Here is a 25,184-nt window from a genome sequence, read left to right on the forward strand (position 1 = left end):
GACGGCCCCGCAGCTGTTGACTACAAGTATTCAGCAGTCCAGGATGTGAATAACTGATTCACATCGGAGGAGGCCGCCCCATGTCAGGACCCCGCCCCGTACGGGCCCCGCGCGGTACGGAACTGAGCGCCCTGGGATGGCAGCAGGAGGCCGCCCTCCGGATGCTGCAGAACAACCTGGACCCCGAGGTCGCCGAGCACCCCGACAAGCTCGTCGTCTACGGCGGCACCGGCAAGGCCGCGCGCGACTGGCGCTCGTTCGACGCGATGGTGCGCACGCTGCGCACCCTCAAGCAGGACGAGACGATGCTCGTCCAGTCCGGCCGCCCGGTCGGCGTCATGCAGACGCACGAGTGGGCACCGCGCGTGCTCATCGCCAACTCCAACCTGGTCGGCGACTGGGCGAACTGGGAGGAGTTCCGGCGCCTGGAGCAGCTGGGCCTGACCATGTACGGCCAGATGACGGCCGGCTCGTGGATCTACATCGGCACCCAGGGCATCCTCCAGGGCACGTACGAGACCTTCGCCGCCGTCGCCGCGAAGAAGTTCAACGGGACCCTGGCCGGCACGATCACCCTCACCGCCGGCCTCGGCGGCATGGGCGGCGCCCAGCCGCTGGCTGTGACGATGAACGACGGCGTCGCGATCTGTATCGACGTCGACCCGCGCGCGATCGAGCGCCGCATCGAGCACCGCTACCTGGACGTGAAGGCCGACAACCTCGCCCACGCGCTCCAGCTGGCCGTGGAGGCCCGGGACGCCCGCCGCCCGCTCTCCATCGGCCTGCTCGGCAACGCCGCCGAACTGCTGCCGCAGATGCTCGCCGAGGGCGCCCCGATCGACATCGTGACCGACCAGACCTCGGCCCACGACCCGCTCTCGTACCTGCCGATCGGCGTCGCCTTCGACGACATGGCCGACGCCGCCGCCAAGGACCCGGCGGGCTTCACGACCCGCGCCCGCGAGTCGATGGCGAAGCACGTCGAGGCCATGGTCGGCTTCATGGACGCGGGCGCCGAGGTCTTCGACTACGGCAACTCGATCCGCGGCGAGGCGCAACTGGCGGGCTACGACCGCGCGTTCGCCTTCCCCGGCTTCGTCCCCGCGTACATCCGCCCGCTCTTCTGCGAGGGCAAGGGCCCGTTCCGCTGGGCGGCGCTCTCCGGCGAGGCCTCGGACATCCACAAGACGGACAGGGCGATCCTGGAGCTCTTCCCGGAGAACGAGTCCCTGCACCGCTGGATCAAGATGGCCGGCGAGCGCGTCCACTTCCAGGGTCTGCCGGCCCGCATCTGCTGGCTCGGCCAGGGCGAGCGCGACAAGGCGGGCGACATGTTCAACGACATGGTCGGCAACGGCACCCTCGCCGCGCCCCTCGCGATCGGCCGCGACCACCTCGACTGCGGCTCGGTGGCCTCCCCGTACCGCGAGACCGAGGCCATGCTCGACGGTTCCGACGCGATCGCCGACTGGCCCCTCCTGAACGCGATGGTGAACGTCGCCTCCGGCGCGTCCTGGGTCTCCATCCACCACGGCGGCGGCGTCGGCATGGGCCGCTCCATCCACGCGGGCCAGGTCTCCGTGGCGGACGGCACGAAGCTCGCCGGCGAGAAGATCCGCCGCGTCCTGACGAACGACCCCGGCATGGGCGTCATCCGCCACGTGGACGCGGGCTACGACATCGCGGAGCGGGTCGCGGACGAGAAGGGCGTACGGATCCCGATGCGCGAGGGCGACGACGCGTGAGCGAGACGTTCCACGCCATGTGGCGGTCGCTGCGGCCCATCGGCCGCAGCGCCGCCTCGGGCGGCTACCGCCGCTACGCCTGGACCGGCGCCGACGCCGACTGCCGGCTCTGGTTCCAGATGCAGGCGGAGGCCCGCCGGCTGAACTACGAGGTCGACCGCAACGGCAACCAGTGGGCCTGGCTCGGCGACCCGTCGGCCGGTGACGCGGTCGTCACCGGCTCGCACCTGGACTCCGTGCCCGACGGCGGAGCCTTCGACGGCCCCCTCGGCGTGGTGTCGGCGTTCGCGGCGCTGGACGAACTCCGCCGCAGGGGAGTGGAGTTCGCCAGGCCTTTCGCGATCACCAACTTCGGTGACGAGGAGGGCGCCCGCTTCGGACTCGCCTGTGTCGGCTCCCGCCTGACCGCCGGGAAGCTGACGAAGGAGCAGGCGTACGAGCTCCGCGACGCCGACGGGATCACCCTCCCGCAGGCGATGGAGGCCGCCGGCCACGACCCCGACGCCATCGGCCCCGACCCCGAGCGGCTCGCCCGCATCGGCGCCTTCGTCGAGCTCCACGTCGAGCAGGGCCGCGCCCTGGACCTGAGCGGCGACGCCGTCGGTATCGCCTCCGCGATCTGGCCGCACGGCCGCTGGCGGTACGACTTCGCCGGCGAGGCCAACCACGCCGGCACGACCCGTCTCGTCGACCGCCGCGACCCGATGCTCACCTACGCGGAGACCGTCCTCGCCGCCCGTCGCGAGGCCGAACTCGCGGGCGCCGTCGCCACCTTCGGCAAGATCGCGGTCGAGCCGAACGGCGTCAACGCCATCCCCTCCCTCGTCCGCGGCTGGCTCGACGCCCGCGCCGCCGACCAGGGCTCCCTGGACACGGTCACGGCGGGCATCGAGACCGCCGCCCGCGACTACGCGAACCGCCACGGCATCGACCTCACGGTCGTCCGGGAGTCCTTCACCCCGGTCGTCGAGTTCGCCCACGCGCTCAGGGACGAGCTGGCCTCCGTCCTGGGGGAGAAGACGCCGGTCCTCGGTACGGGCGCGGGACACGACGCGGGTATTTTGTCCGAATCGATCCCGACCGCCATGCTGTTCGTACGGAACCCCACGGGCGTCTCGCACTCCCCGGCCGAATTCGCGGCCGAGGACGACTGCGTGGCCGGGGTCCTCGCACTCGCCGACGTACTGGAAGGACTGGCGTGCAGGTGACGACGTACTGGCTGGAACACGCCTGGCTCGACACCGACGTCGAGCCGGGCGTGGCCCTGGAGGTGGCCGACGGCCGCATCACGGCGGTACGCACGGGGCTCGAGACCCCGCCCCCCGGCGCCGTCGTCCTGCGCGGCCTGACGATCCCCGGCCTCGCCAATGCCCACTCGCACGCCTTCCACCGCGCCCTGCGGGGGACCGTCCAGGTCGGCTCCGGCACGTTCTGGACCTGGCGCGAGGTGATGTACCAGGTCGCGTCCCGGCTGACCCCGGAGACGTACCACGCCCTCGCGCGGGCGGTGTACGCCGAGATGGCGCTCGCCGGGATCACGGCCGTCGGCGAGTTCCACTACCTCCACCACGCGCCGGGCGGCACCCCGTACGCCGACCCCAACGCGATGGGCGAGGCGCTCGTGGCGGCCGCGACCGAGGCCGGCATCCGGATCACCCTCCTCGACACGGCCTACCTCTCCTCCGGCTTCGGCGCCGCCCCCGACACGCACCAGCTCCGCTTCTCCGACGGCACGGCGGACGCCTGGGCGGAGCGCGTATCGCTGCTCAAGGAGCGCGAAGGCGTACGGATCGGGGCGGCGATCCACTCCGTACGGGCCGTCCCGGCCGACCAGCTGGCGACCGTGGCGACCTGGTCGCGCGAGCGGGGCGCCCCGCTCCACGTCCACCTCTCGGAGCAGACGGCCGAGAACGACGCCTGCCACGCGGCCCACGGCCGCACCCCCACGCAACTCCTCGCCGACCACGGGGTGCTCGGCCCGCTGACGACGGGTGTCCACAACACCCACCTCACGGACGCGGACGTGTCCCTGCTGGGCTCCTCGACGACCGGCACCTGCATGTGCCCGACCACCGAACGCGACCTCGCGGACGGCATCGGCCCGGCCGTCGCCCTCCAGCGCGCGGGCTCCCCGCTCTCCCTGGGCAGCGACAGCCACGCGGTGATCGACCTCCTGGAGGAGGCCCGGGCGATGGAGCTGAACGAGCGCCTCCGCTCCCGCACGCGCGGCCACTGGACCGCCGCCGCACTGCTCCGGGCCGCCACCGCCGACGGCCACGCGGCCCTCGGCTGGGGCGAGGCGGGCACCCTGGAGCCGGGCGCGCTCGCCGACTTCACGACCATCGCCCTCGACTCGGTCAGGACAGCGGGACCGGTGCCGCGTCTGGCAGCCGAGACGGCGGTATTCGCAGCGTCGGCCGCGGATGTGCGGCACACGATCGTGGGCGGCCGTCACGTCGTACGGGACGGCGTCCACCAGTCCGTACCGGACGTACCCCGGGCCCTCGCGGACTCGATCGCCGCCCTGCGCGGCTGAAGCGGCTGAAGGAGACACCTCTCACCATGAACACGGGCCCCGCGGCGAGGAACAACCCGGCGGCGACCTCCGCCCCCACGAGCGCGAACAGCGCCGTGGCGACGGCCGCCACCGCCATCGTCAACATCGCCAGCCTGGTCACCAATGACCCCTCCCTCGGTGATGGCCCCCTGGGCCTGATCCAGGACGCGGCCGTCGTCATCGAAGGCGACCGAGTCGTCTGGGTCGGTGAATCCAGCAAAGCACCGGCCACTGACAACCGGGTCGACGCCGGTGGACGGGCCGTGATCCCCGGTTTCGTGGACTCCCACTCGCACCTCGTCTTCGCGGGCGACCGCACGGCGGAGTTCAACGCGCGGATGTCGGGCCAGGCGTACGCGGCGGGCGGCATCCGTACGACGGTGGCGGCGACGCGCGCGGCCAGCGACGAGGCGCTGTCCGCGAACGTGGCCCGCTTCATGGCGGAAGCCCTGCGCCAGGGCACGACCACCTTCGAGACCAAGTCCGGCTACGGCCTCACGGTCGAGGACGAGGCCCGTGCGCTGCGCATCGCCGCCGCCCACACCGACGAGGTGACGTACCTCGGCGCCCACATCGTCTCCCCCGACTACGCCGACGACCCGGCCGCGTACGTCGAGCTCGTCACCGGCGAGATGCTCGACGCCTGTGCGCCGTACGCCCGTTGGGTGGACGTCTTCTGCGAGAAGGGCGCGTTCGACGGGGACCAGGCGCGGGCGATCCTCACCGCCGGCAAGGCGAAGGGGCTGCACCCGCGGGTGCACGCGAACCAGCTCTCGTACGGCCCCGGTGTCCAGCTCGCGGTGGAGCTCGACGCGGCCAGCGCCGACCACTGCACCCACCTCACGGACGCCGACGTCGACGCGTTGGCTTCCGGCAACACGGTCGCGACCCTCCTGCCCGGCGCGGAGTTCTCCACCCGCGCCCAGTGGCCGAACGCCCGCCGCCTCCTGGACGCGGGCGCGACGGTGGCCCTGTCGACGGACTGCAACCCGGGCTCGTCCTTCACCTCGTCCGTCCCCTTCTGCATCGCGCTCGCGGTACGGGACATGGGGATGACCCCGGACGAGGCGGTCTGGTCGGCGACGGCGGGCGGCGCGGCGGCCCTGCGCCGCACGGACATCGGCCGCCTCACCCCGGGCGCCGCGGCGGACCTGACCTTCCTGGACGCCCCGTCCCACGTCCACCTGGCGTACCGCCCGGGCGTCCCGCTGGTGACCGAGGTCTGGCGCCGTGGAGCCCGCGTGGCCTGATCGGCTTTGACCGTCAGCCGGTCGTCGTGATCTCCACGCCGCGTGCCGTGAGTTGCTCGAGGACCGTGTGGTGGGGCTCGGCGTCGGTGATCAGTCCGCTGATCTCCTCCCAGGGCAGGACGCGGAACCGCGAAGCCGCGCCGATCTTCTCGGCGGAGGCGAGGATGTAGGTGTCCGCGGCCCGTGCGGCCAGGGCGCGCTTCATCGCGGCTTCCTCGGCGTCGCCGGTGGTGAGGCCCGCCTCCGGGTGCACGCCCGTGACGCCGAGGAGGCAGAGGTCGGCGGAGACGTTCTGCGCGGCCTCGACCGCGGCCGCACCGCAGGCGACCGCCGAGTGCTTGAAGACGCGCCCCCCGAGCAGGAAGAGCTCTGCCCGCGGATGGTCGAGCAGGGCCGCGGCGATCGTCGGGCTGTGGGTGATCACGGTGCAGGCCAGGTCGTGCGGGAGGGCTTGGGCGACGGCGAGGGCGGTGGTGCCGCCGTCGAGGATGACCGCGCCGCCCGGCCGTACCAGAGCGGCGGCCACCGATGCGACCTTCCGCTTGCCGTCCGGGGCCACGGTCTGCCGGGCGGCGTAGTCCGCCAGGGCGGGCGAAACGGGCAGCGCCCCGCCGTAGACGCGCTGGCAGAGTCCCTCGGCCGCGAGATCGCGCAGGTCGCGCCGCACGCTGTCCTCGGAGATCCCCAGCTCGGCGGCGACGTCCTTGGCGACGATCTTGCCCTCGCGGGCGAGCAGATCCAGTAGGTGGTCGCGCCGTTCAGCAGCCAGCATCCGTACTCTCTCCTGTTCTTGCACGTTTCTGCATGTATCGTAGCGCGCCATGACCGAGAAGCCGATGCTGATCCTCATTGCCGGCCCCTACCGCTCCGGCACCGGCGGCGACCCCGAGGCCATGGCGGCCAACCTCGCCCGTCTCGAGGCCGCCGCCTGGCCGGTTTTCGCCGCAGGACACCTCCCCGTGATCGGGGGTGGGGTCTCCCCTGCTCGAGCGAAGCCGAGAGCTCGGGGAAGGATTGCCCTGCCCGTCCTGCACTCGGCCGGCGCGGGCCCCACCGACCCCCTCGCCGACCAGGTGCTGTACCCGACCGCCGAGCGGCTGCTCGCCCACTGCGACGCCGTGCTGCGCCTGCCGGGCGACTCCACCGGAGCCGACCAGGACGTCGCCACCGCCCGCCGTCGCGGCCTGCCGGTCTACGACGACGTCGCGCAGATCCCGTCCCGCACCCCGCAGGAGCGCGTGTGAGCCCCCGCCCCGGTATCGACACCCCCGACCACCGCGGCCGCACCGGCCTCGACCGCACCGGCCGCGACCTGGACCGCAACCCCGATGTCGTGATCCGCGACGTCGAGCTCACCTCCCAGGGCTGGCACGTCCTGCGCCGCACCACCTTCGACTACCGCCGCCGCGACGGGCGCTGGGTCACCCAGCAGCGCGAGACCTACGACCGAGGCAACGGCGCGGTCGTCCTGCCCTACGACGCCGAACGCCGCTGCGTCCTGCTCGCGCGGCAGTTCCGCTACCCGGCCTATGTCAACGACCATCCCGACGGCATGCTCGTCGAAGCCGCTGCGGGACTCCTCGACGCGGACGACCCGCCGGCCGCCGTCCGGCGCGAGAGCGCCGAGGAACTCGGCGTCACGCTCGGCCCGCTCACCCACGTCCTCGACGCCTACATGAGCCCCGGATCCGTCACCGAGCGCCTCCACTTCTTCGCCGCCCCCTACTCCGCGGCGGACCGGACCGGGACCGGCGGCGGACTCGAGGAGGACGGCGAGGACATCGAGGTCCTCGAACTGCCCTTCGCCGAGGCCCTCGCCATGACCCGCGACGGACGCATCACGGACGGCAAGACCATCCTGCTCCTGCAATGGGCAGCCCTGGACGGACCGTTCGCCGCCACAGCGGGGTCACGGTCATGACCTACTCCAGGGCGACGTCGGCCGGCTGATCCGAACCGGGCGCTCTGGCATGGGAGCCGCGGCAGCCGGGGCAGAGCCCCTCGTCGGCGCCGCGGAAGGCCCGGTCGCAGCGGTCGCAGTTCTGCAGCGGCAGGACGGTGGGGGCCTGCGGCACGGGAGGCAGCTCGGGTGGTAGCCACTCGCGGAGGCGGTGGGCGAGGAGGCGCGCGGGCCAGCGGATGGTGCCGGTGGGGAGTCCGCCGGTGAGGGTGCGGGTGACGGCGGCGGGGGCGATGTCACGCTCCAGCCACCGCTGGACGTCGGGCGCGAGGCGCCGTACGTCGTTCTCGGAGAGCAACAGCCGTGGCTCGCACTGCCGAAGCCCCGCGAGCAGCCCGGCCGCGGGCCGCAACTCCTCGATGAGCTCGGGCACTTCAGGCTCGGGCTCCGGGGCGGGCGCGGGACGGGGCTCACGGCGGGCGGGCCGGTTGCGCTTGACCAGGTCGACCGGGTGCGGGTCCTCGTACCAGGTCGTGATCGTGGCCAGCTTGGCGTCCTCGCCCCGTACCACCTGCCGCTTCAGATATCCGGCGGCCTCCAGCTCCCGCAGCGCCGCGGCGATCCGCGACTCGCCCTCCCGGAAGCGGAGCGCGAGCATCTTGATGCCGACGAGAGCGCCGTCGGGCAGCGACTGGATGTACACGCCGATGCCGATGGCGCAGGCGGACAAGTCCTTGTGCTGGGCGAGATGGTTGCCGACGACGGTGAACTTCTCGTCGTGACGGTGACGTACGTGCGTCACTCCGGCGCGCGAGGGCGTGCGCGTACTAAACTGCGTCGAAGTCATCGGGAAGTCTCCGCTTCCTGGATGATCAGGCCCTCGACCGGGATGCCAGTCCCGCCGGGGGCCGAAATCATTTATGGCATATGCAAGTTGGCGTGACCGTACCGCGCCGACCGGCCGTTGTGCCACCTTGTCACCCGAAGGTGTGAGCTGTCGGGTTTGGACGGAAGTGGTTCTTTCACTCGTTCTTTTCAACGGGACGTCGTGGAACGCCGGTTCGCCCCGAACCGGGTCGCGAAGAACCGGGATCCACACGCCGTGACGCGTGGCCGCAGGGCCGCTCAGTCCCGTGACTCTCCGAGCGCGGTACGCAGCCAGTCCAGGCTGTCCTGCGCCAACAGCTCGTCCGCCAGACGATTGGCCGTCTTCGTGACGATCCGGCCTCGGCTGTTGTCGATCCAGCGCTGGGCGTTCTCATAGCCCTGCGCCTTGTACTCGATGCCCTGCAGCAGGCACTCGAGCTTGTCGGCGTCCCGCGCACAGATCGCCTCGGGCGACTCCTTCGCCTCGTACTCGCCGACCAGGCCCCGGATCGCGGAGGCAAGGACCTCGGGCATCCCGGCGGTCTGGTCGGCGGTGACCTCGCGGGGATCGGCGGCCGTCGAGTACTTCTTGCCGAGGTAGTTCACGTCCCCCGTCCGGGTCTCCTGCGTGTCGTGCCACACCGCCAGGAACGCGGCGCGCGCAGGGTCCGCGCCTTCGAGCTTCGCGATGACCGACGCGATCAGAGCCGTACGCCAGGAGTGCTCCGCCACGCTCTCCGGGTCACGGACCCCGGCCATCCACCAGCCGGTGCGGCGCGCGTTCTTGAGAGTTCCCGCCTCGTACAGGAAGTGCGCCACCGCGGACAGGTCGTCGTCAGCCACCGTCCGTCTCCTCTCACGCCTCCGCGAGGCGGATCGCGTACCGGATCCCTTCGAGCTCCCGACGCGCCCGCGTCGACGGCTCGGTGCCATCCAACATCATCGGGAGCCGGTCACGCAGGGACCGAGCCGCAGCAGAACGGTGCTTCAGCAGGTCCGGCCTTGAGGCGATCACTCTCGTCAACGGGGCGCGCGGCCGTGTCGTCCGCACCTCGGTGCGCAGCGAGCTCACCCGGACGTTGGACTGATCCCGCTCGCCGGCCGCCGGCTCCACCGCCTTAGCGTGGACCTCATGAAGACCATCGGCCTCATCGGGGGCATGAGCTGGGAGTCCAGCGCCGAGTACTACCGCCTCCTCAACGAACTCGTCCGTGAACGCCTCGGCGGGCTGCACTCCGCCCGCTGCGTCCTGCACTCCGTCGACTTCGCCGAGATCGAGCGACTCCAGGTCGCCGGCGAGTGGGAGAAGGCGGGCCAGGTGCTCGCCGACGCCGCCCAGGGGCTCGAAGCCGCCGGCGCCGAGCTCCTCCTCATCTGTACGAACACCATGCACAAGGTCGCCGACCAGGTGCGGGATGCCGTTTCCGTGCCGCTCCTCCACCTCGGGGACGCCACCGCGCGCGCCGTCCGTGCCCAAGGGCTCACCACGGTCGGGCTCCTCGGCACCGCCTTCACCATGGAGCAGGACTTCTACCGCGACCGGCTCGCCTCCCACGGCCTCACCGTCCTCGTGCCCGACGCCGACGACCGCGCCGCCGTCCACCGCATCATCTACGAGGAGTTGTGCCTCGGCATCGTGACCGAGGACTCCCGCGCGACGTACCAGCAGATCATCGACCGGCTCGTGGCCGCCGGCGCGCAGGGCGTGATCCTCGGCTGCACCGAGATCGAACTGCTCGTGCGCCCCCAGGACAGCCCCGTGCCCGTCTTCCCCACGACCCGTATCCACGTCGAGGCGGCGGTCGACGAAGCCCTCAACTGACGCGCCCCATTGGTCGCTTGATCACCACGAATTCCCCTCGGTCACAGATAGGTCGAGTAGCCCTGTCCCGGAGGGATTTCGACCGGTACCGTCCTGTAGCGGCAGGACTCAGGGGGGAAGACCGGGGGGTCGGAGAGTTGAGCGCTGTCCGCAAGCAGTCCATGCGTGTCCAGATCGTCAAACCGGGGGAACTGACCGCGCGCGAGACCGAGGCGTGGCGCGAGCTGCGCGGCAAGTCGGGGGCTCCCGACAACCCCTTCATGGGGCCGGAGTTCACCCTCGCCGTCGCCGCCGTGCGGCCCCGCGCCCGGGTGGCCGTGTGGTGGGACGGTGACGAGCCCGTCGGCTTCTTCCCGTACGAGAAAGGGTCGTTCGGGCAGGGGCGGGCCATTGGGCTCGGGGTCTCCGACTGTCAGGGCGCCGTCCTCCGCCCCGGGCTGAGGCCCTCGGCCAGGGCGTTGCTGCGCGTCTGCGGGCTCTCCGCCTGGGAGTTCGACAACCTGGAGGACGGACAAGACGCGTTCGCGGGCGAGGCCGCCGAGGCCTTCGCCTCGCCCGTGATCGACGTCGGCGAGGGCTATGCGGCGTACGAGGCCGTGCTGCGCACCCAGTCGCCGAAGTTCCTCAAGACCACGCTCGCCAAGGAGCGCAGGCTGGGGCGGCAGGCGGGCGCCACCCGGTTCGTCTTCGACGAGCGCGATCCGGCCGCCCTGCGCACGCTCATGGAGTGGAAGTCCGCCCAGTACCGACGGACCGGCCGCCGTGACCGATTCGCCAAGGAGTGGATCAACACCCTGGTCCGGCGGCTGCACGAGCTGCGCACGCCCGGCTGCTCCGGCGTCCTGTCCGTGCTGTACGCCGGCGAGCGCCCGGTCGCCGCGCACTTCGGGCTGCGTTCCCAGACGGTTCTCTCCTGCTGGTTTCCCTCCTACGACCCCGAGTTCGCGAAGTACTCGCCAGGTCTCATCCTGCATCTGCGGATGGCGGAGGCCGCCGCGGCGGCCGGGATCGGGATGCTCGACCTCGGCCGGGGAGCCGCCGAGTACAAGGACGCCCTGAAGACCGGCGAACTGACCGTGTACGAAGGGTCGGTGGTCCGTACGGGCGTACGCGCCGGGCTGTACTGGCTCTCCCGCGAGCCGTCCCGCCGCGCCCACAGCTTCGTACGGAACCGGCCGGCGCTCGCCGCGCGAGGCCGCCGCACCCTCAACCGGCTCGCCCGTCTGCGGTCCGGTGGTCGTTGAGGCCCGGCCATGCCCGCCGCCCCGCGCGGCCGCGCCCTGGCCGATGGCCCGCCGACCCGCCTCCGGGCCTCCGGCCCGCCGGATGCCAGCCGGGCCTCGCCCAGGCCGCTGGGCCGCTGGCCGGCCACGGACCGTCGGACGCCAGTCCGCCACGGAGCGACGGACCGCTACGGACTCCTGGACCGCCGGACGCCAGTCCGCCACGGCTCGCCGGACCATGGCGGACCGCCGGACGCCGGACCGCCACGGACCGCCGGCCCGGCCCGTCCCGGATCCCGTTCGCACGCGTCAGCGTCAGCGCCGGCTCAGCCCCAGCTCAGGCGTCAGCCCAGCTCAGCGTCAGCTCAGCCCCAGCTCAGCGTCAGCTCACCTCCGCGGGGGAACCCCGATGAACCGACCACACCCACACGCCATCTCCGTCGCCGACCTCGATCTCGCCTCGCCCGACGGACCCGTCCTCTCCTTCCGTCCCGCCCCCGGCGGCCCGCCCGCCGTGGCCGGTGACATCTACGCGCTCGTCCGGCTCCGGGGGCGGCCCGCCGCCACCGTGCTCGGGCACGTTCCCGAAGGCGCCGACGCGGCCGGGACGCTGGCCGCCCTCGCCCGGCCCCGGCTCGTCGTGCCGGAACCCGAGGGCCACGACGTGCCGCCCCGCACCAGCGTCGTCGTCGCCACCCGCGAGCGCGCCGACCAGCTCGCCCGCGCCCTCGACTCCCTCCTCGACCAGGACCACCCCGACTACGAGATCGTCGTCGTCGACAACGCACCCCGCAGCCGCGACACGGAAGAGCTCGTCACGCGCAAGTACGGCGGCGACCGGGTCACGTACGTCCGCGAGGACACCCCCGGGCTCGCCGTCGCCCACAACACCGGCCTCGCCCACGCCCGCGGGGAGATCGTCGCCTTCACCGACGACGACGTCGTGGCCGATCCGCACTGGCTGACGGCCCTCACCGCGCCCTTCGCCGCCGACCCGCGGCTCGGCTGCGTCACCGGCCTCATCCTGCCCGCCCGGCTGCGCACCCCGGCCCAGATCCTCCTCGAGTCCCACGGCGGCTTCGCCAAGGGCTTCGCGCCCCGGCTGTACGACCCGCTGCGCCCGCCCGCCGACGAGCCGCTCTTCCCGTTCACCGCGGGAAGCTTCGGCTCCGGCGCCAACATGGCCTTCCGGGCCCGCGCACTGGAGGCCGTCGGCGGCTTCGACCCGGCCACCGGCACCGGCACGGCAGCCCGGGGCGGGGACGACCTGTACGCCTTCGTTGCCGTCCTCTCCGCCGGGTTCCGGCTCCGCTACACCGCCGACGCCCTGGTCTGGCACCACCACCGCGAGACCTGGCAGGACCTGCGGAACCAGGCGTACGGCTACGGCGCCGGCCTCACCGCGTACCTCACCGCCACCCTCGTACGCCGGCCCGCGCTGCTGCCCGCGCTCCTCGCCCGGCTGCCGCGCGGACTCGTGTACGCGAAGAACATGACCGCCCACCGGGAAGCGGCCGAAAGGAGCGCCGGCGTTCCGGGCGAACACGGCGCCGCTCCCACCCACCCCTGGCCTCGCAGCCTCTCCCGACTGGAGCGACGCGGCATGATCTACGGACCGATCGGCTACGCCAAGGCCCGCCTCCGGATGCGGGGCGCGAGATGAGCGCACCCGCCCACACCCGGATCCCCGTCCTGCTCTACCACGCGGTGATGGACGACCCGCCCGCCTGGATCGCCGAATTCACCGTCACGCCCAAGGAGTTCGGGGCGCAGCTCGACGCGATCGTGGACAGCGGACGCACTCCCGTGACCGTCGGCACCCTCGCCGACCACCTGGCCCGGCGCGCCCCGCTGCCGCCCCGGCCCGTCGTCCTGACCTTCGACGACGGCTTCGCCGATCTGCCGGGGCCGACCGCCGAGGCGCTCGCCGCGCGCGAACTGCCCGCCACCGCGTATCTGACCACCGGGGCGATCACCCCGGGCCGGGCGTGTCTGCTGCCGCCCGCGCCGATGATGACGCTGAGCCAGGCGCCGCGCCTCGCGCAGTACGGGCTGGAGGTCGGGGGTCACACGGTCACCCACCCGCAGCTCGACACGCTGCCCCTCAAGGAGCTCCGGCGCGAGCTGCGCGAGTCGAAGTCCGTCCTGGAGGACGTGCTCGGGCACGAGGTCCGCCACCTGGCCTACCCGCACGGCTACAACAGCCCGGCCGTGCGCCGGGCCGCCGTCGCCGCCGGATACGTCTCGGCGGTGGCCGTCCGGCACGCGCTCAGCTCCGAGACCGACGAGCGGTACCGGATCGCCCGGCTGATTCTGCGCCGGGGCCACACCGTCGCCGACATCGAGAGCTGGATGGAGGGCCGCGGTGCCAAGGCGGCGCCGTATCCGGACTCGCTGCCGACGGTCGGCTGGCGGATGTACCGCAGGGCCCGCGCGCTGCTCAGGGGGCCGCAGTTCGCGGGCTGATCGTGATCACTAACTCCCTTATTCGGTAAGGGAGTTGAATACGCGTACAAAGGCGAAGTCCGTTCCTATACTTCGCTGAAGGGGACAGTTCGTGGGGTTCGTGGGGGGAGTGCCACCGTGCAGCAACGTGTGTCCGCGCCGGCCACGGGAAGCGGCGTGCCACCGCTTCCCGTCACCTCGGAGCCGGAGCAGGGACGTCCGGTCCGCTCGCGCTCCCTCCCCGGCCCGCAGACCGTCTTCAGCGTGCTGCCGCTGCTCGTGGCCGCCGCGCTCTGGCTGTACGCACTGCCCCGGATCGGCTTCCGTGACATCGCCGACTACGGCCTCCTCGACCGGTTCCCGCTCGCGTACTACGCCTCCCTCGCCGTCCTGACCTGCGGCTTCCTGGTCACGCTCCGGCGGGCCGGTACCGCGCCGTGGTGGCCGGCGGCGTACAGCGTCGCCATGCTCGTGGCGCTCAAGGCGCCGCCGGCGATCCTCTACGACTCCGTGCGCTACGCCTGGGCGTCCAAGCACGACGCCGTGATCAGCCGGCTGCTCGTCGAGGGCACGGTGTACCCGCAGCGCGAGCTGTCCGGCGGCATGTCGGCGTACGACCAGTGGCCCGGGTTCTTCTCGCTCGACGCGGCGCTCGTACGGGCCTTCGGCGTGGACTCGGCGGCCTCGTTCATCAACTGGGCGCCGGTCGCCCTCGGCCTGCTCACGCTGCCGGTCCTGCTGCTGATCTACCGCACCTTCAGTGACGACTGGCGGCTGGTGTGGACGGGGGTGTGGATCTTCCAGCTGGCCAACTGGGTCGGCCAGGACTACCTCTCCCCGCAGGGCTTCTCGTACCTGCTCTATCTGACCGTCTTCGCCGTCGTCGTCCGGCACTTCGTCCGGCCCGGCTCCGCGGGGCGGCTGCGCGACCGCACCGTGCTCGACCCGGCCGCGGCCGCCGTGCCGCCGCCCACGACGCTCAGGCAGCGCGCGGTCTGCGTCCTGATCATCGCCCCGCTGATCGCGACCATCAACGCCTCTCACCAGCTCACCCCGGTGATGCTCTGCGCGACGCTCTTCGCGCTCTGTCTCACCCGGCGCTACCGGAACATCGGGCTGCTCGTCGTCACCGGCCTCATCATGCTGGCCTGGGACCTCACCATGGGCCGGGTGCTCTTCCTGGAGACGATGAGCACCCTGAAGGACTCGGCCGGCGATCTGCTCTCCAACTCCCGCGCCGGATACGCCGGAGAGCCCACCGGCCCCGGCCCCGAGCTGGTCGGCACCGCCAACATCCTGATGGTGCTTGCGCTCGCCGCGCTCGCCGGCACGGCCGTCCTGCTGCGCCGCAGACTCGTCCGCAGCGCCCTGCCGCTGCTGCTCGCCGCCGCCGCACCCGTGCCGATGTTCGCCGTCAACGACTACGGCGGCGAAATGCTCTTCCGCGTCTACCTCTTCGGGCTGCCCGGCACCGCGTTCTTCGCCGCCGCCGCGCTCGTCCCGGCGGCGGGCGCGGTCGGCAGGGGCGCCAAGGCGGCCCGCCGTACCGCCGCCGTCGCGCTGCCGCTCACCGTCGCCGCCCTGCTGGCCGGCTTCCTGCCGTCGTACTACGGCAAGGAGGGCATGCACTACGCCCCGCCGGCCGAACTCGCCCTCACCCGGCGCGCCTACGACCGGGCGCCGGACGGTGCGCTGATCCTCGCCACCACCGGCTCCTTCCCCGGCGCCTACTACCGCTACGACCACTACGAGCGCTGGTTCTTCACCGAGCAGGAAGTCCCCGAGAACCTGAAGATGCTCCAGGACCCGGCGGGCTATCTCGCCCGGGGCATCCCCGAGGGCCGCCCGGCGTTCGTCGTCCTCACCCCGACCCAGGAGAAGGCGGTCATCGGCGAGGGCTACCTGCCGCCCGGCAGCTTCCGGACCCTGCGCGAGGACCTCAAGCGCTCCCCGCTCTTCCACGTGGTGGAGGAGAGCGAGCACGGGCTCGTGCTCGAGTACCGGCCGCCGTCCACCGCCTCCTGACCGACCGCATCCGAGCACCAGGAGTACGCCATGGCCCACGCCCACCTCCAGCGCAGAGCGGCCCTGGCGGCCTCCGGCTGGCTCGCGCTCGGCGCGACCGCGCTGCCCGGCGGTTCGCCGCTGCGCTGGCTCCCCGTCCTCGCCTTCGTGGCCCTCGGGCCCGGCCTCGCGCTGCTCCACCCGCAGCCGGCCGGACTGCGGCCCGGGGCCCGTCTTGAGGCGCTGGCGCTCGCCGCGCCCGTCAGCCTCTCGCTCGCCGCGCTCGCCGCGACCTCGCTGTTCCTGGTGGAGGCGTTCTCCACGACCGCGTTCCTGGTCGCCCTCGCCGCCTTCGTGACCGTCGTCGCCGCCCTGCCGGGCGTGCCGCTGCCCGCCGCCACGCGGGGTGCCGCCGAGCGCGAGAGCAGCCGCGCCCGGGCCAAACGAAAGCCCGGTGGCGGGCGATGAGCGGACGCCATGCCGTACCGCAGCGCAGGGCGTACACCGCCGTCGCCCTCGCCGCCGTCGCCGCGCTCGCCGCCGGGATAGGCGTCTGGGCCACGCGGGACGACGGCGCCGACCCCTGCGCCCCCGACGCCGACCTCGTCCTGCCCTGTGGAGCCTGGTGGGGCGCCTACGTCCCGTACGACAGCGACAGCTCGCTCACCCGGCCCGTGTACGCCTTCGAGAAGAAGATCGGGCGCAAGCTCGACCTCGTGTACACGTACCACGACATGTCGGGGAGCCCGGTCGACGGCGAACTCCTCACCCCCGACGAACAGGAACTGGGCCGCGAACGACTGCTGATGCTGGCCTGGGAGTCCACCGTCTGGAAGGAGAAGCACCACGCCAACTGGAGTGAGAACCAGCTCGGTTGGAAGAACATCGCCTCCGGGAAGTACGACGAGTCGATCATCGATCCGCAGGCGCGGCGCATCAAGGCGTACGGGAAGCGGGTCTTCTTCTCCTTCGACCAGGAGACCGACTTCCGCATCAGGGAGGGCGCCGGGACCCCCGCCGAGTACGTCGCCGCCTACCGCCATCTGCGGGAACGGTTCGAGAAGCTGGGCGTGCGCAACGTGGTGTGGGTGTGGACCGTCTCCGGCTATCTCGGCAACGCGGACACGATGAAGGCGCTCTACCCCGGTGACGCGTACGTCGACTGGATCGGCATGGACCAGTACAACTACTACCAGTGCCACAAGTCTCCCAACTGGCTGAACTTCGAGGCCAGTCAGCGGCCGAGCTACGAATGGCTGCGCGCGAACGTCTCCGCGAACAAGCCCGTCATGCTGTCGGAGTTCGCCACCGCGCCCGATCCGAAGCGACCGGAGCGGCAGCGCGAGTGGTACGCCGGCATCCCCGAGGTCGCCCCGAAGCTGCCGAAGGTCCGGGCGTACGTCCACTGGAACCGCGCCGTGCCGGGGCCGAACTGCGATCTGACCGTGAACTCCGGCCCGGCGCTCGAGGGTTACAAGGCAGCCGGCTCCGCCCCGTACTTCAACCAGCGCGTGCCGCGCGGTTAGGCGCCGAGCCTATGCTTCTGCGTGGTGATCACGCAGACGACCTGCGGAAACACCGCCATTCAGGCGTAACAGGCGGAAAGCAACGGGGAAATGAACAAGTACACAGTGATGGCCGCAGGCCTCGTCCTGTCGCTCGGGCTCGTCGCGGGCTGCGGCTCCTCTGACGGCTCCCAAGCCGACAAGGGTACGGAGAAGGAGAGTTCGGGCGCTCCGCAGAACGCCCCGAAGGCTGAAGGCCCGGTCTACGGCGGCCCCGCGATACCCGGCCTGGCCGAGAAGCAGGCGTGGAGCCTGCCGCGCGCCGATGCCATCGATCTCGGTGACACCCTTCTCTTCATCAAGAGCGCCGCGGGCGCGTACTCCGTGGGCGGGCACTACAAGGACGACCCGCTCGACGGCACGACAGGCACCCTTTACTCCAGCGATCAACCGGAGCCCGTCAACCTGGAGTTCCGCGATGTGAAGACCGGAGCCGTACGGAAGACCCTCAAGGTGACGGCCGACCATGTCGCCGCCACGACCTGGCGTGACGGCGTGCCGGCGTTCGAGGTCCGCACCAGCAGCACGACGGAGTCCGACGGGCTGAGCGCGGAGGGCACCACCACCACGATCACCGTCTACGGAAGCGACGGCGCCGAGCTGGGCAAGGCCGAGCACAAGGGCGACACCCCCTTCCACGTCCACGAGGGCCACCTGATCGAGCAGGCGGACCAGGCGACCCTCCAGCTCACCCCGATCGGCGGCGGGCAGCCCCGCAAGGTCACCTGCGGCGGGCTCCAGGCGAGCTGCTCGTTCGACCCCCGCAACAAGGACGTCGACGGCGGCTCGGGCCACGCTCCGCTGATCACGGGCAAGTACACCTTCCACGTGAACAACGGATCCACGTACGAGACGGATCCGGAAGAGCTCGTGATGTCCGACCTCGCCACCGGCAAGAAGGTCTGGAGCAGCGCGGACGTCACCCCGCCCAAGGGTGTGGAGCTCGACGACAAGGGCGTGCGGACCAGCCGCAGCATCCGCGTCCTCGACGTCCGCGACGGCCGGATCCTCACCGCGTGGGGTGCCGGTGCCTTCCTGACCGACACATGGGTCACGGCGACGTACGAGCTGGCGAGCGGCAAGCAGATCGCCGGCTCCACGAGGTACGCCTACGAGGACTTCCCCGGCGACACGATCAACACCGAGGGTTCGTCGGTCTTCTCCCCCGACCACCAGCTCGCCGCGGCGGCCACCGAGCGTGGCTCCACCGTGTGGCAGCTCGCGGACGGCACGGAGGTCTGGGCGCAGAAGGAGGGCGAGAGGGCGATGACGCCGCTGCGCTTCTCCCCGAACGGCGGCGTGCTGTACGGCACGACGGAGGAGAGCGATGACACCGTGCTCGCGGTCGACGCCCGCACGAAGAAGGTCCTCGTGAAGGACCTGCCCGCGGACAACGTCCCGCTGTCCGCCAAGCAGTCCGGCTACGGCTACTTCAGCACGGACGCCGGCTTCTTCGTGTTCCCCTCGGCGGGGTGACCCCGGCCGCCCGGGTCACCGTCGCCTGAGCCCGCGCACCGCGAACGCCGCCATCGTGGCCCCGCACACCCCCAGGACGACGGGCAGCGGGGCCGCGGCGAAGGCGTGCTGGGCCGCCCAGCCGGCCCACACCAGCACCCAGACCGCGCACGCGGTGATCCGGACGCTCGCGCCGAGCACGCGCAGCAGCACGGCCGTGAGGACCAGGCACAGGGCCTGGAGCGCGATCGGCAGCGCCGCGCGCGCGGCCTCGGGGACGAGGGCCGTTCCGGGCCCCGTCGCCGCGTCCGGGCGGAGGCCGAGCAGCGGCGGCGCGGTGTGCAGCGCCAGGAACGTGGCGAGCAGGACGGTCGCGGCGAGCAGCGTTCGGACCCGGCGCAGCGACACCACGGCGCCGTGCAGCACGATCAGCAGGATGCCGGCCGTGAGGGTCACCGGCGGCAGCGCGGTGATCAGCCGAGTGCCGGACAGGTGGTCCAGGCCGAGGCTGCCGGCGCGGGCGAGCGGGATCCAGAAGAGGCCGACGGACAGCCCGAGGAGCAGCCACAGCCAGGTCGTGGGCCCGTCCTCGTCGCCCTCCTGCCGCTCCGGCCGCTCGCGCCGCTCAGGCGGTACGTAGACGGGCAGGCCGAGGGCCGGCGTCACGGTGTCGGCGGAGGCGGCCTGACGCGCCCAGCTCGTGCCGTACTCGATCTCCGGACCCCGCTTGCCCCGGCGCGGCGGGCGCCCCTTCAGCGCGGAGCGCAGGCCGGGCGCCGAGGCCGCCGCCATCAGCGTCATCGAACCGAGCATGGCGAGTCCGGCGCCGGAGATCCCGACCGGGCCGAGCAGCAGGGCCGCGCTGCCCAGGACGAGGACGCACATCACGCCCTGGAGGGCGGCGAGCGCGCCCGTACGCCCCTGCACGCGGAGCACGCCGATGTACAGCTCGACGGCGACACGGGGGAGCGCCGCGGCGGCGAGCAGCCGCAGCACCATCGTGCCGTGCTCGGCGTAGTCCGCGCCGAACGGGGAGAGGATCTGCGGGGCGAAGACGACGAGCACGAGGACGACGGGGACCAGCAGCAGCGCCATGCGCCGCAGCGCGCCGCGGACGCCCTCGGCGAGGGACTCCGGGCTGTGGGAGGCGTGCGCGGTGAGCGAGGAGGCCATGTTGATGGCCATGAACTCCATCGTGCCGCCGACGGTGTACGCGGTGTAGAAGAACGCGTTGTGGGCGGCGTCGAAGCGGACGGCGACCATCACCGGCAGCAGGTTGATCATGGCGAGGCTGAACAGCGCGCCGACGGAGTCCCCGGCCATGAAGCGGCCGATCTCACGCATGGCGGGCGGCTCGCGGTCGCGGTCGGCGCGGGCCTGCCGGGGGATGAGCCGGCGGAACACGAGCCAGCCGAGCGGGACGACGGAGAGGGCGATCGCCGCCGACCAGGAGACGAAGACGCCGAGGACCGGCATGGTGGCGGCGAAGGCGACGAGCAGCAGCAGTTTGCCGATGGAGAAGCCGGCGTTGCCGACGGGCACCCAGAAGGCGCGCCGGAGTCCGGTGAGGACGCCGTCCTGGAGGGTGAGGAGCGCCCAGCCGACGCAGGAGGCGGTGAAGAAGAGCCCGGCGGAGAGCGAGCCGAGCGGCGCGTACGAGGGGCCCCACCAGTCGAGGGTGAGCAGGAAGACCCCGCAGGCCAGCGCGACGACGACCGAGCTGACCAGGTAGATCCGGCGGACCAGGAGCCCGGTGGTGCGGCCGGCCCGGGGCACGTACCGGACGACGGCGCCGATCATCGTGGTCGCGGTGATCGAGGCGAGCAGCCGCTGTGCGGCGATGGCGGCGGAGCCCTGCCCGACGGCCTCCTCGGTGTAGTAGCGGGCGGCGACCAGCCAGAAGCCGAGCCCGAGCGCGGCGGAGACGCCGGTGGACAGCATGAGGGCGTACGCGTTGCGGAACATGGAGTCCCCGCCGGACTCCCCGCCGGTGCCCGCGCCGGATTCCCCACCGGTGTCCGCACCGGAGTCCCCACCGGTGTGTGTTTCGGCCGTGGCGGCCTCCGGCCCGTCCCCATCGCCGCCGACCGCGTCGGGTTTCCGCACCCGTGTGGTGTCAGCCACCGTCCGGACCCTGCACCCCGGCGTTCCCGAAGGGATCCGGTGGGCGTACGGGTCCGACCCCCGCCGTGCGCAGCACGTGCAGCACCTCGTCGGCCCGCCGCGGGTCCACCGGAAGGGCGTGGCGGGCGAACCAGGCGGCCGGTTCCGGGGCGGGGGAGGGGTCGGTGAACAGGTCGCCCGCGTAGCTGTCGAGCGGCGGGTCGTAGAGATAGCCGGTGACGATCCGGCGGCGGGCGAGCGCGGCGATGGCCGCGTCCCGGTCCTCGACGAGCAGCGGGACCCGGAAGAGCGGCTGGACCGTGTCGACGCCTCCGCGCCCGCCCCCGCCCCACTCGCTCGCGAGCAGCCGCTCCGTACCGGCCCTGTGCTCGGCGAGCGTGGCGTCGAGGCGGGCCAGGAGCCGCCCGGTGCGGCGCAGCCGACCGGGCCCCGGGCCGAGGCGGTAGTCGTGCATGTCGACGCGGACCCAGGAGTGGAAGGGCGCGAGCCCCGGCGCGGCGGCGAGGGCCTGCTTCAGCTCGTCGGCCCGCAGCGGCATGCGGATCTCCTCGCGCTCCTGCTGCCCGAGCAGCCGCAGCGTGGCGTGCGCGGCCTTCACCAGACGCAGGCCGCGTACGGCCGCTTCGGCGTACGGCCGTACGAGGTAGGCGAGTTCGGCGGTCGTACGCGACGGGTGCAGCAACCCGTCCCGTGCGGCGGCCAGTTCCTCGCGCAGGGCCGGGTCCGCGAGGGCGAGGAAGCCGCCGGTCTTGGCGCCGGTGTGCTTGGAGAGGCTGAACACGGAGGCCTCGCCCCAGGTGCCGACCGGCCGTCCGCCGACGGTCGACCCGATGGCGTGGGCCGCGTCCTCCAGGAGCGGGATGCCCAACGCGTCGCAGCGGGCCCGCAGTTCGGGTGCCGGGTCGGGATTCCCGTACAGATTGGTGGTCAGGACGGCGGAGAGCCCGCGCCATACGGAATCGGGCACGGCGGCCGTGTCGATCGAGCCGTCGCGCGGGTCGAGCGGCGCCTGGACCGGACGCAGTCCGGCGGCGAGCACCACGAAGAAGATGACGTCGTCGTTGACCGGGGACATCAGCACGCGTCCGCCGGGTCTGCACCAGTGGCGCAGCGCCAGATAGAGGCCGAAGCGGCACGACGGCACGTGGAGGCACTCCCTGCCCCCGAGCCGGCCACGCATCCGCTCTTCCAGTTCCGCGTACGCAGAAACCATGCGATTCCCCCCCTGAACCCCGGGCTCAATGTGTCCCATTCCGGGTGGTCCGTCAATAACGCGAAAGGGCCCGTCCGGTGAAGAACGGGCCCTTTCCACACGTCATTTGGGGAGCGCTCAAGGGTCACTCCTCCAGGGTCAGCCCCTTGCGCAGCCTGCCCAGCGTCCGGGAGAGCAGCCGGGAGACGTGCATCTGGGAGATGCCCAGCTCCTCGCCGATCTCCGACTGGGTCATGCCGGCGACGAAGCGGAGGGAGAGGATGCGCCGGTCGCGGGGCGGCAGCGAGGCGATCATCGGCTTGAGGGACTCGACGTACTCGATGCCCTCGATGCCGTGGTCCTCGTAGCCGATCCGGTCGGCGAGCGCGCCCTCGCCGTCGTCCTCGTCGGGCTGGGCGTCCAGCGAGCTCGCGGTGTACGCGTTGCTGGCGGCCATGCCCTCGACGACCTCGTCGCGGCTCAGGTCGAGCTCCTCGGCGAGTTCGCCGACGGTCGGCGCGCGGTCGAGCCGCTGGGCCAGTTCGTCACCGGCCTTGGCGAGGTCGAGGCGGAGCTCCTGGAGCCTGCGCGGCACGCGCACGGACCAGGAGGTGTCGCGGAAGAAGCGCTTGATCTCGCCGACGATCGTCGGCATCGCGAAGGTCGGGAACTCGACGCCGCGGGCCAGCTCGAAGCGGTCGATGGCCTTGATGAGGCCGATCGTGCCGACCTGGATGATGTCCTCCATCGGCTCGCTGCGGGAGCGGAACCGGGAGGCGGCGAACTTGACCAGGGCGAGGTTGAGCTCGACCAGGGTGTTGCGGACGTACGCGTACTCGTGCGTGCCCTCTTCGAGGGCGTCGAGCCGGGCGAACAGCGTTTTCGAGAGCGCCCGTGCGTCGAGGGGGTTGACCTGGTCGAAGGGTCCGATCTCCGGGAGGTCTTCGGGCAGGTCTCCGGAAAGCTGCTGGGGAAGGCTGAGGGTGGGGGGCGGAGTTGCTGCCGACGGCGCGTCGGGGGTACGCGGGGCGTCGAGCCGGGGTGACATGGTCTCCTCCATCGTTTCTTCCTGCTGCGGTTTGCGGCGCCTCCAAAGCCGGCCGTTTCGAATGTTCCTTACTAGCCCTACCTGCTCGACACGGATGGTTGCAAGTGTCAATTGTCCGGTTTGCAGGAGTATGTGGTGGAGTTCACGTGCAAGCCTTGGCGTCTCGCTTGTATGGTTCGATGCACGTCAACCGGCATCCGCGAGAGCGAGAAGAGGCACGGGCATGGACCGCCAGAACATCGGCAGCGCGCAGCCGGGGAGGCTGCGGGTCGAGGTCCGCACCGTGGGCGCGAGCGAAGTGCTCACCCCGGTGGGTGAGCTCGATCACCACACGGCCGACGTGTTGCGTACGCCACTCGACCGTGCGCTCGACGCCGGGCGGTCACGACTCGTCGTCGACTGCTCACGCCTCGACTTCTGCGACTCCACCGGACTCAACGTGCTCCTCGGAGCCCGCCTGAAAGCCGACGCCGCAGGGGGTGGGGTCCATCTGACGGGGATGCGGCCGGTGGTCGCCCGGGTCTTCGAGATCACGGGTGCGGACGTCGTCTTCACCGTGCACGACACGCTCGCGGAGGCACTCCCGGACTGAGCGGCGGGTGTCGTCACGAAACGACCGGGCAGGAGAGCCCCGGTTTCGTCCGTTGTCTGGTGAATCGGTGAGGTGAAGCGCTGATGGACACTGCTGCCGGTGGCAGGGAGGTCGAGGGGTCGGTGGACGCCGTCGTGGGTGCCGTCGATCTCGACGTGCGTACGCTCGCGCTCGGCGCCACCAGCGGCACCGTTCCGCTCGCCCGCGACTTCACGAGGACGGCCCTCTACGACTGGGGCTGGCTGCCGGCCGCCACCGCCGACGCCAGGGCCGCCGCCGAGGACGTCCTGCTCGTCGTCTCCGAGCTGGTCACCAACGCCTGTCTGCACGCCGAGGGCCCCGAGGTGCTGCGCGTGCTGCGCCGGGCCAAAGTGCTGCGCCTGGAGGTCACCGACCGCGGCGCGGGACAGCCCGCACCGCGCACCCCGCACCGGGCCGGGCGGCCCGGCGGACACGGCATGTTCATCGTCCAGCGGCTCTGCCTGGACTGGGGGATCGAGCGCAGGCCGGGTGCCCCCGGCAAGACGGTCTGGGCCGAACTGGCGGCTCCCGCGTAGCGAACCGACCGCGCCCGCCCGGCGATCCGGCGACCCGCTCGTGGCGATCCGGCGGTGGGCGCACTTCGGTCCTCCTTTTGTCTTCCCTCTGCAACGCCCCAGGCGTACCTTGACGCCCAATCTGATAAGCCGTCAGTAACTTCGCGGTGAGGGGTGCTTGAGGTGCCGTACCGGAGGAGAACAGCTTTCGCGCTGGCAGCGGCGGCGGCGGGCTCGGCGGTGCTGGTCTCCGCCCCCGCCGCGCAGGCCGCCGTCGTCGACGTGAACTACGCGTGCGAGACGAAGATCGGACCCAAGGGTGCGGTCTCGCCCGTCGACATCAAGGCCGTCAAGAGCGGCGACGCCTACACGATCACGATGTCCTTCGAGAAGGGCGTCTCCGACAGCCCCATCGAACTGCCCAAGGGCGTCATGACGCCGCGCGCCGAGCTCGAGCTCGGCGGGGCGGACGAGGGCGTGCTCAAGGTCAAGGGCACGCCGAACACGGCGGCCATCCCTCCCAACACCCCCATCAAGATCGGGCAGTTGACGGGAACGTACACGCCGAAGAAGAGCGGCAAGGTCACCTTCACGGCGGGCGTGCTCACCGTCCACGCCCTCGGCATGGACGCGGCCGTCTGCACCCCGAAGAACAATCCGAAGCCCTCGCTTGAGCTCGATGTGACGGCCGCGGGCGGATCCTCGGACTCCGGTGGGACGCAGTCCACGAGCGGCGGCGAGCTGCCGAAGACCGGACCGCTCGACTCCGCGACGGCGCTCGGCACCCTCGGCGGCACGGTGCTGCTGACCGGCGCGGCCGGCGTGCTCTGGCTCACGCGGCGCACGGCACGCTGATGCG

Annotated in this window: 23 protein-coding genes; 17 read left to right on the forward strand and 6 right to left on the reverse strand. The window is 72.1% G+C overall.

Annotation, left to right across the window (positions count from 1 at the left end; genetic code table 11):
* Positions 1-80: 80 nt before the first annotated feature.
* From hutU to hutI, 4 genes are read left to right on the forward strand one after another with little or no spacing between them, the layout of a single operon-like run.
* Positions 81-1,745 (forward strand): urocanate hydratase, encoded by a 1,665-nt coding sequence (gene hutU, locus ACFV9D_RS07195; RefSeq protein ID WP_385142189.1) that lies wholly within the window; start codon positions 81-83, stop codon positions 1,743-1,745.
* Positions 1,742-2,953 carry an allantoate amidohydrolase gene (locus ACFV9D_RS07200; RefSeq protein WP_385142191.1) on the forward strand — a complete coding sequence of 404 codons (1,212 nt, stop codon included), beginning with the start codon at positions 1,742-1,744 and terminating at the stop codon, positions 2,951-2,953. Before hutU ends, ACFV9D_RS07200 begins: the two co-directional genes overlap by 4 nt.
* Positions 2,944-4,281 (forward strand): formimidoylglutamate deiminase, encoded by a 1,338-nt coding sequence (locus ACFV9D_RS07205; protein WP_385142194.1) that lies wholly within the window; start codon positions 2,944-2,946, stop codon positions 4,279-4,281. The genes ACFV9D_RS07200 and ACFV9D_RS07205 overlap by 10 nt, the downstream gene beginning before the upstream one ends.
* 26 nt (positions 4,282-4,307) lie before the next feature.
* Positions 4,308-5,552 (forward strand): imidazolonepropionase, encoded by a 1,245-nt coding sequence (gene hutI / locus ACFV9D_RS07210; protein ID WP_385142197.1) that lies wholly within the window; start codon positions 4,308-4,310, stop codon positions 5,550-5,552.
* Positions 5,553-5,565: 13 nt separating this feature from the next.
* Here hutI and ACFV9D_RS07215 read toward each other — a convergent pair whose 3' ends face one another.
* Positions 5,566-6,324, reverse strand: coding sequence for a DeoR/GlpR family DNA-binding transcription regulator (locus ACFV9D_RS07215; protein WP_385142199.1), 759 nt, complete (start codon positions 6,322-6,324; stop codon positions 5,566-5,568).
* A 49-nt stretch (positions 6,325-6,373) separates the two neighbouring features.
* Between ACFV9D_RS07215 and ACFV9D_RS07220 the strand changes: the two genes are divergently transcribed.
* Positions 6,374-6,796: a DUF4406 domain-containing protein gene (locus tag ACFV9D_RS07220; RefSeq protein WP_385142202.1), complete on the forward strand. Its 423-nt coding sequence runs from the start codon at positions 6,374-6,376 to the stop codon at positions 6,794-6,796.
* Positions 6,793-7,473 (forward strand): NUDIX domain-containing protein, encoded by a 681-nt coding sequence (locus tag ACFV9D_RS07225; protein WP_385142205.1) that lies wholly within the window; start codon positions 6,793-6,795, stop codon positions 7,471-7,473. Before ACFV9D_RS07220 ends, ACFV9D_RS07225 begins: the two co-directional genes overlap by 4 nt.
* A gap of 1 nt (position 7,474) precedes the next feature.
* Here the strand turns inward: ACFV9D_RS07225 and ACFV9D_RS07230 are convergent, their stop codons facing one another.
* A complete protein-coding gene (locus tag ACFV9D_RS07230; protein WP_385142208.1) occupies positions 7,475-8,254 on the reverse strand; it encodes a helix-turn-helix domain-containing protein in 780 nt (259 codons plus the stop codon).
* A gap of 323 nt (positions 8,255-8,577) precedes the next feature.
* On the reverse strand, positions 8,578-9,162 hold the full coding sequence (locus ACFV9D_RS07235; protein WP_385142211.1) for an HD family hydrolase: 585 nt from the start codon (positions 9,160-9,162) through the stop codon (positions 8,578-8,580).
* A 289-nt stretch (positions 9,163-9,451) separates the two neighbouring features.
* Here ACFV9D_RS07235 and ACFV9D_RS07240 point away from each other — a divergent pair, with 289 nt between their 5' ends.
* The 8 genes from ACFV9D_RS07240 (at position 9,452) to ACFV9D_RS07275 (ending at position 18,854) form a co-directional block, all read left to right on the forward strand.
* On the forward strand, positions 9,452-10,141 hold the full coding sequence (locus tag ACFV9D_RS07240; RefSeq protein WP_385142214.1) for an aspartate/glutamate racemase family protein: 690 nt from the start codon (positions 9,452-9,454) through the stop codon (positions 10,139-10,141).
* Positions 10,142-10,302: 161 nt separating this feature from the next.
* Complete coding sequence (locus tag ACFV9D_RS07245) at positions 10,303-11,385, forward strand: GNAT family N-acetyltransferase (RefSeq protein WP_385142397.1); 1,083 nt, start codon at positions 10,303-10,305, stop codon at positions 11,383-11,385.
* A 388-nt stretch (positions 11,386-11,773) separates the two neighbouring features.
* A complete protein-coding gene (locus ACFV9D_RS07250; protein ID WP_385142217.1) occupies positions 11,774-13,027 on the forward strand; it encodes a glycosyltransferase in 1,254 nt (417 codons plus the stop codon).
* Positions 13,024-13,830, forward strand: a complete 807-nt coding sequence (locus tag ACFV9D_RS07255) for a polysaccharide deacetylase family protein (RefSeq protein ID WP_385142220.1) — start codon at positions 13,024-13,026, stop codon at positions 13,828-13,830. The genes ACFV9D_RS07250 and ACFV9D_RS07255 overlap by 4 nt, the downstream gene beginning before the upstream one ends.
* Before the next feature lie 117 nt (positions 13,831-13,947).
* Positions 13,948-15,834, forward strand: a complete 1,887-nt coding sequence (locus tag ACFV9D_RS07260; protein ID WP_385142223.1) for a hypothetical protein — start codon at positions 13,948-13,950, stop codon at positions 15,832-15,834.
* A gap of 30 nt (positions 15,835-15,864) precedes the next feature.
* Positions 15,865-16,281: a hypothetical protein gene (locus ACFV9D_RS07265; RefSeq protein ID WP_385142225.1), complete on the forward strand. Its 417-nt coding sequence runs from the start codon at positions 15,865-15,867 to the stop codon at positions 16,279-16,281.
* Entirely contained in the window at positions 16,278-17,339 is a 1,062-nt protein-coding gene (locus ACFV9D_RS07270) for a glycoside hydrolase family 26 protein (RefSeq protein WP_385142228.1), read from the forward strand. The genes ACFV9D_RS07265 and ACFV9D_RS07270 overlap by 4 nt, the downstream gene beginning before the upstream one ends.
* A gap of 90 nt (positions 17,340-17,429) precedes the next feature.
* Complete coding sequence (locus ACFV9D_RS07275; protein ID WP_385142231.1) at positions 17,430-18,854, forward strand: hypothetical protein; 1,425 nt, start codon at positions 17,430-17,432, stop codon at positions 18,852-18,854.
* A gap of 15 nt (positions 18,855-18,869) precedes the next feature.
* Here ACFV9D_RS07275 and ACFV9D_RS07280 read toward each other — a convergent pair whose 3' ends face one another.
* The 3 genes from ACFV9D_RS07280 to ACFV9D_RS07290 form a co-directional block, all read right to left on the reverse strand.
* Positions 18,870-20,957: a lipopolysaccharide biosynthesis protein gene (locus ACFV9D_RS07280; RefSeq protein ID WP_385142234.1), complete on the reverse strand. Its 2,088-nt coding sequence runs from the start codon at positions 20,955-20,957 to the stop codon at positions 18,870-18,872.
* Positions 20,950-22,170, reverse strand: a complete 1,221-nt coding sequence (locus ACFV9D_RS07285) for a DegT/DnrJ/EryC1/StrS family aminotransferase (RefSeq protein WP_385142237.1) — start codon at positions 22,168-22,170, stop codon at positions 20,950-20,952. The genes ACFV9D_RS07280 and ACFV9D_RS07285 overlap by 8 nt, the downstream gene beginning before the upstream one ends.
* A gap of 124 nt (positions 22,171-22,294) precedes the next feature.
* A complete protein-coding gene (locus ACFV9D_RS07290) occupies positions 22,295-23,209 on the reverse strand; it encodes an RNA polymerase sigma factor SigF (RefSeq protein ID WP_385142239.1) in 915 nt (304 codons plus the stop codon).
* 211 nt (positions 23,210-23,420) lie between these two features.
* Between ACFV9D_RS07290 and ACFV9D_RS07295 the strand changes: the two genes are divergently transcribed.
* From ACFV9D_RS07295 to ACFV9D_RS07305, 3 genes are all read left to right on the forward strand, one after another.
* Positions 23,421-23,789 (forward strand): STAS domain-containing protein, encoded by a 369-nt coding sequence (locus ACFV9D_RS07295; RefSeq protein WP_385142242.1) that lies wholly within the window; start codon positions 23,421-23,423, stop codon positions 23,787-23,789.
* A gap of 83 nt (positions 23,790-23,872) precedes the next feature.
* The gene (locus tag ACFV9D_RS07300; RefSeq protein WP_385142244.1) at positions 23,873-24,346 is read left to right on the forward strand and encodes an ATP-binding protein; all 474 of its coding nucleotides are present in this window, start codon (positions 23,873-23,875) and stop codon (positions 24,344-24,346) included.
* A gap of 162 nt (positions 24,347-24,508) precedes the next feature.
* On the forward strand, positions 24,509-25,180 hold the full coding sequence (locus ACFV9D_RS07305; RefSeq protein ID WP_385142247.1) for a peptidase: 672 nt from the start codon (positions 24,509-24,511) through the stop codon (positions 25,178-25,180).
* Positions 25,181-25,184 lie beyond the last annotated feature (4 nt).

It is taken from the genome of Streptomyces sp. NPDC059875 (assembly GCF_042731085.1).
Classification (GTDB): Bacteria; Actinomycetota; Actinomycetes; order Streptomycetales; family Streptomycetaceae; genus Streptomyces.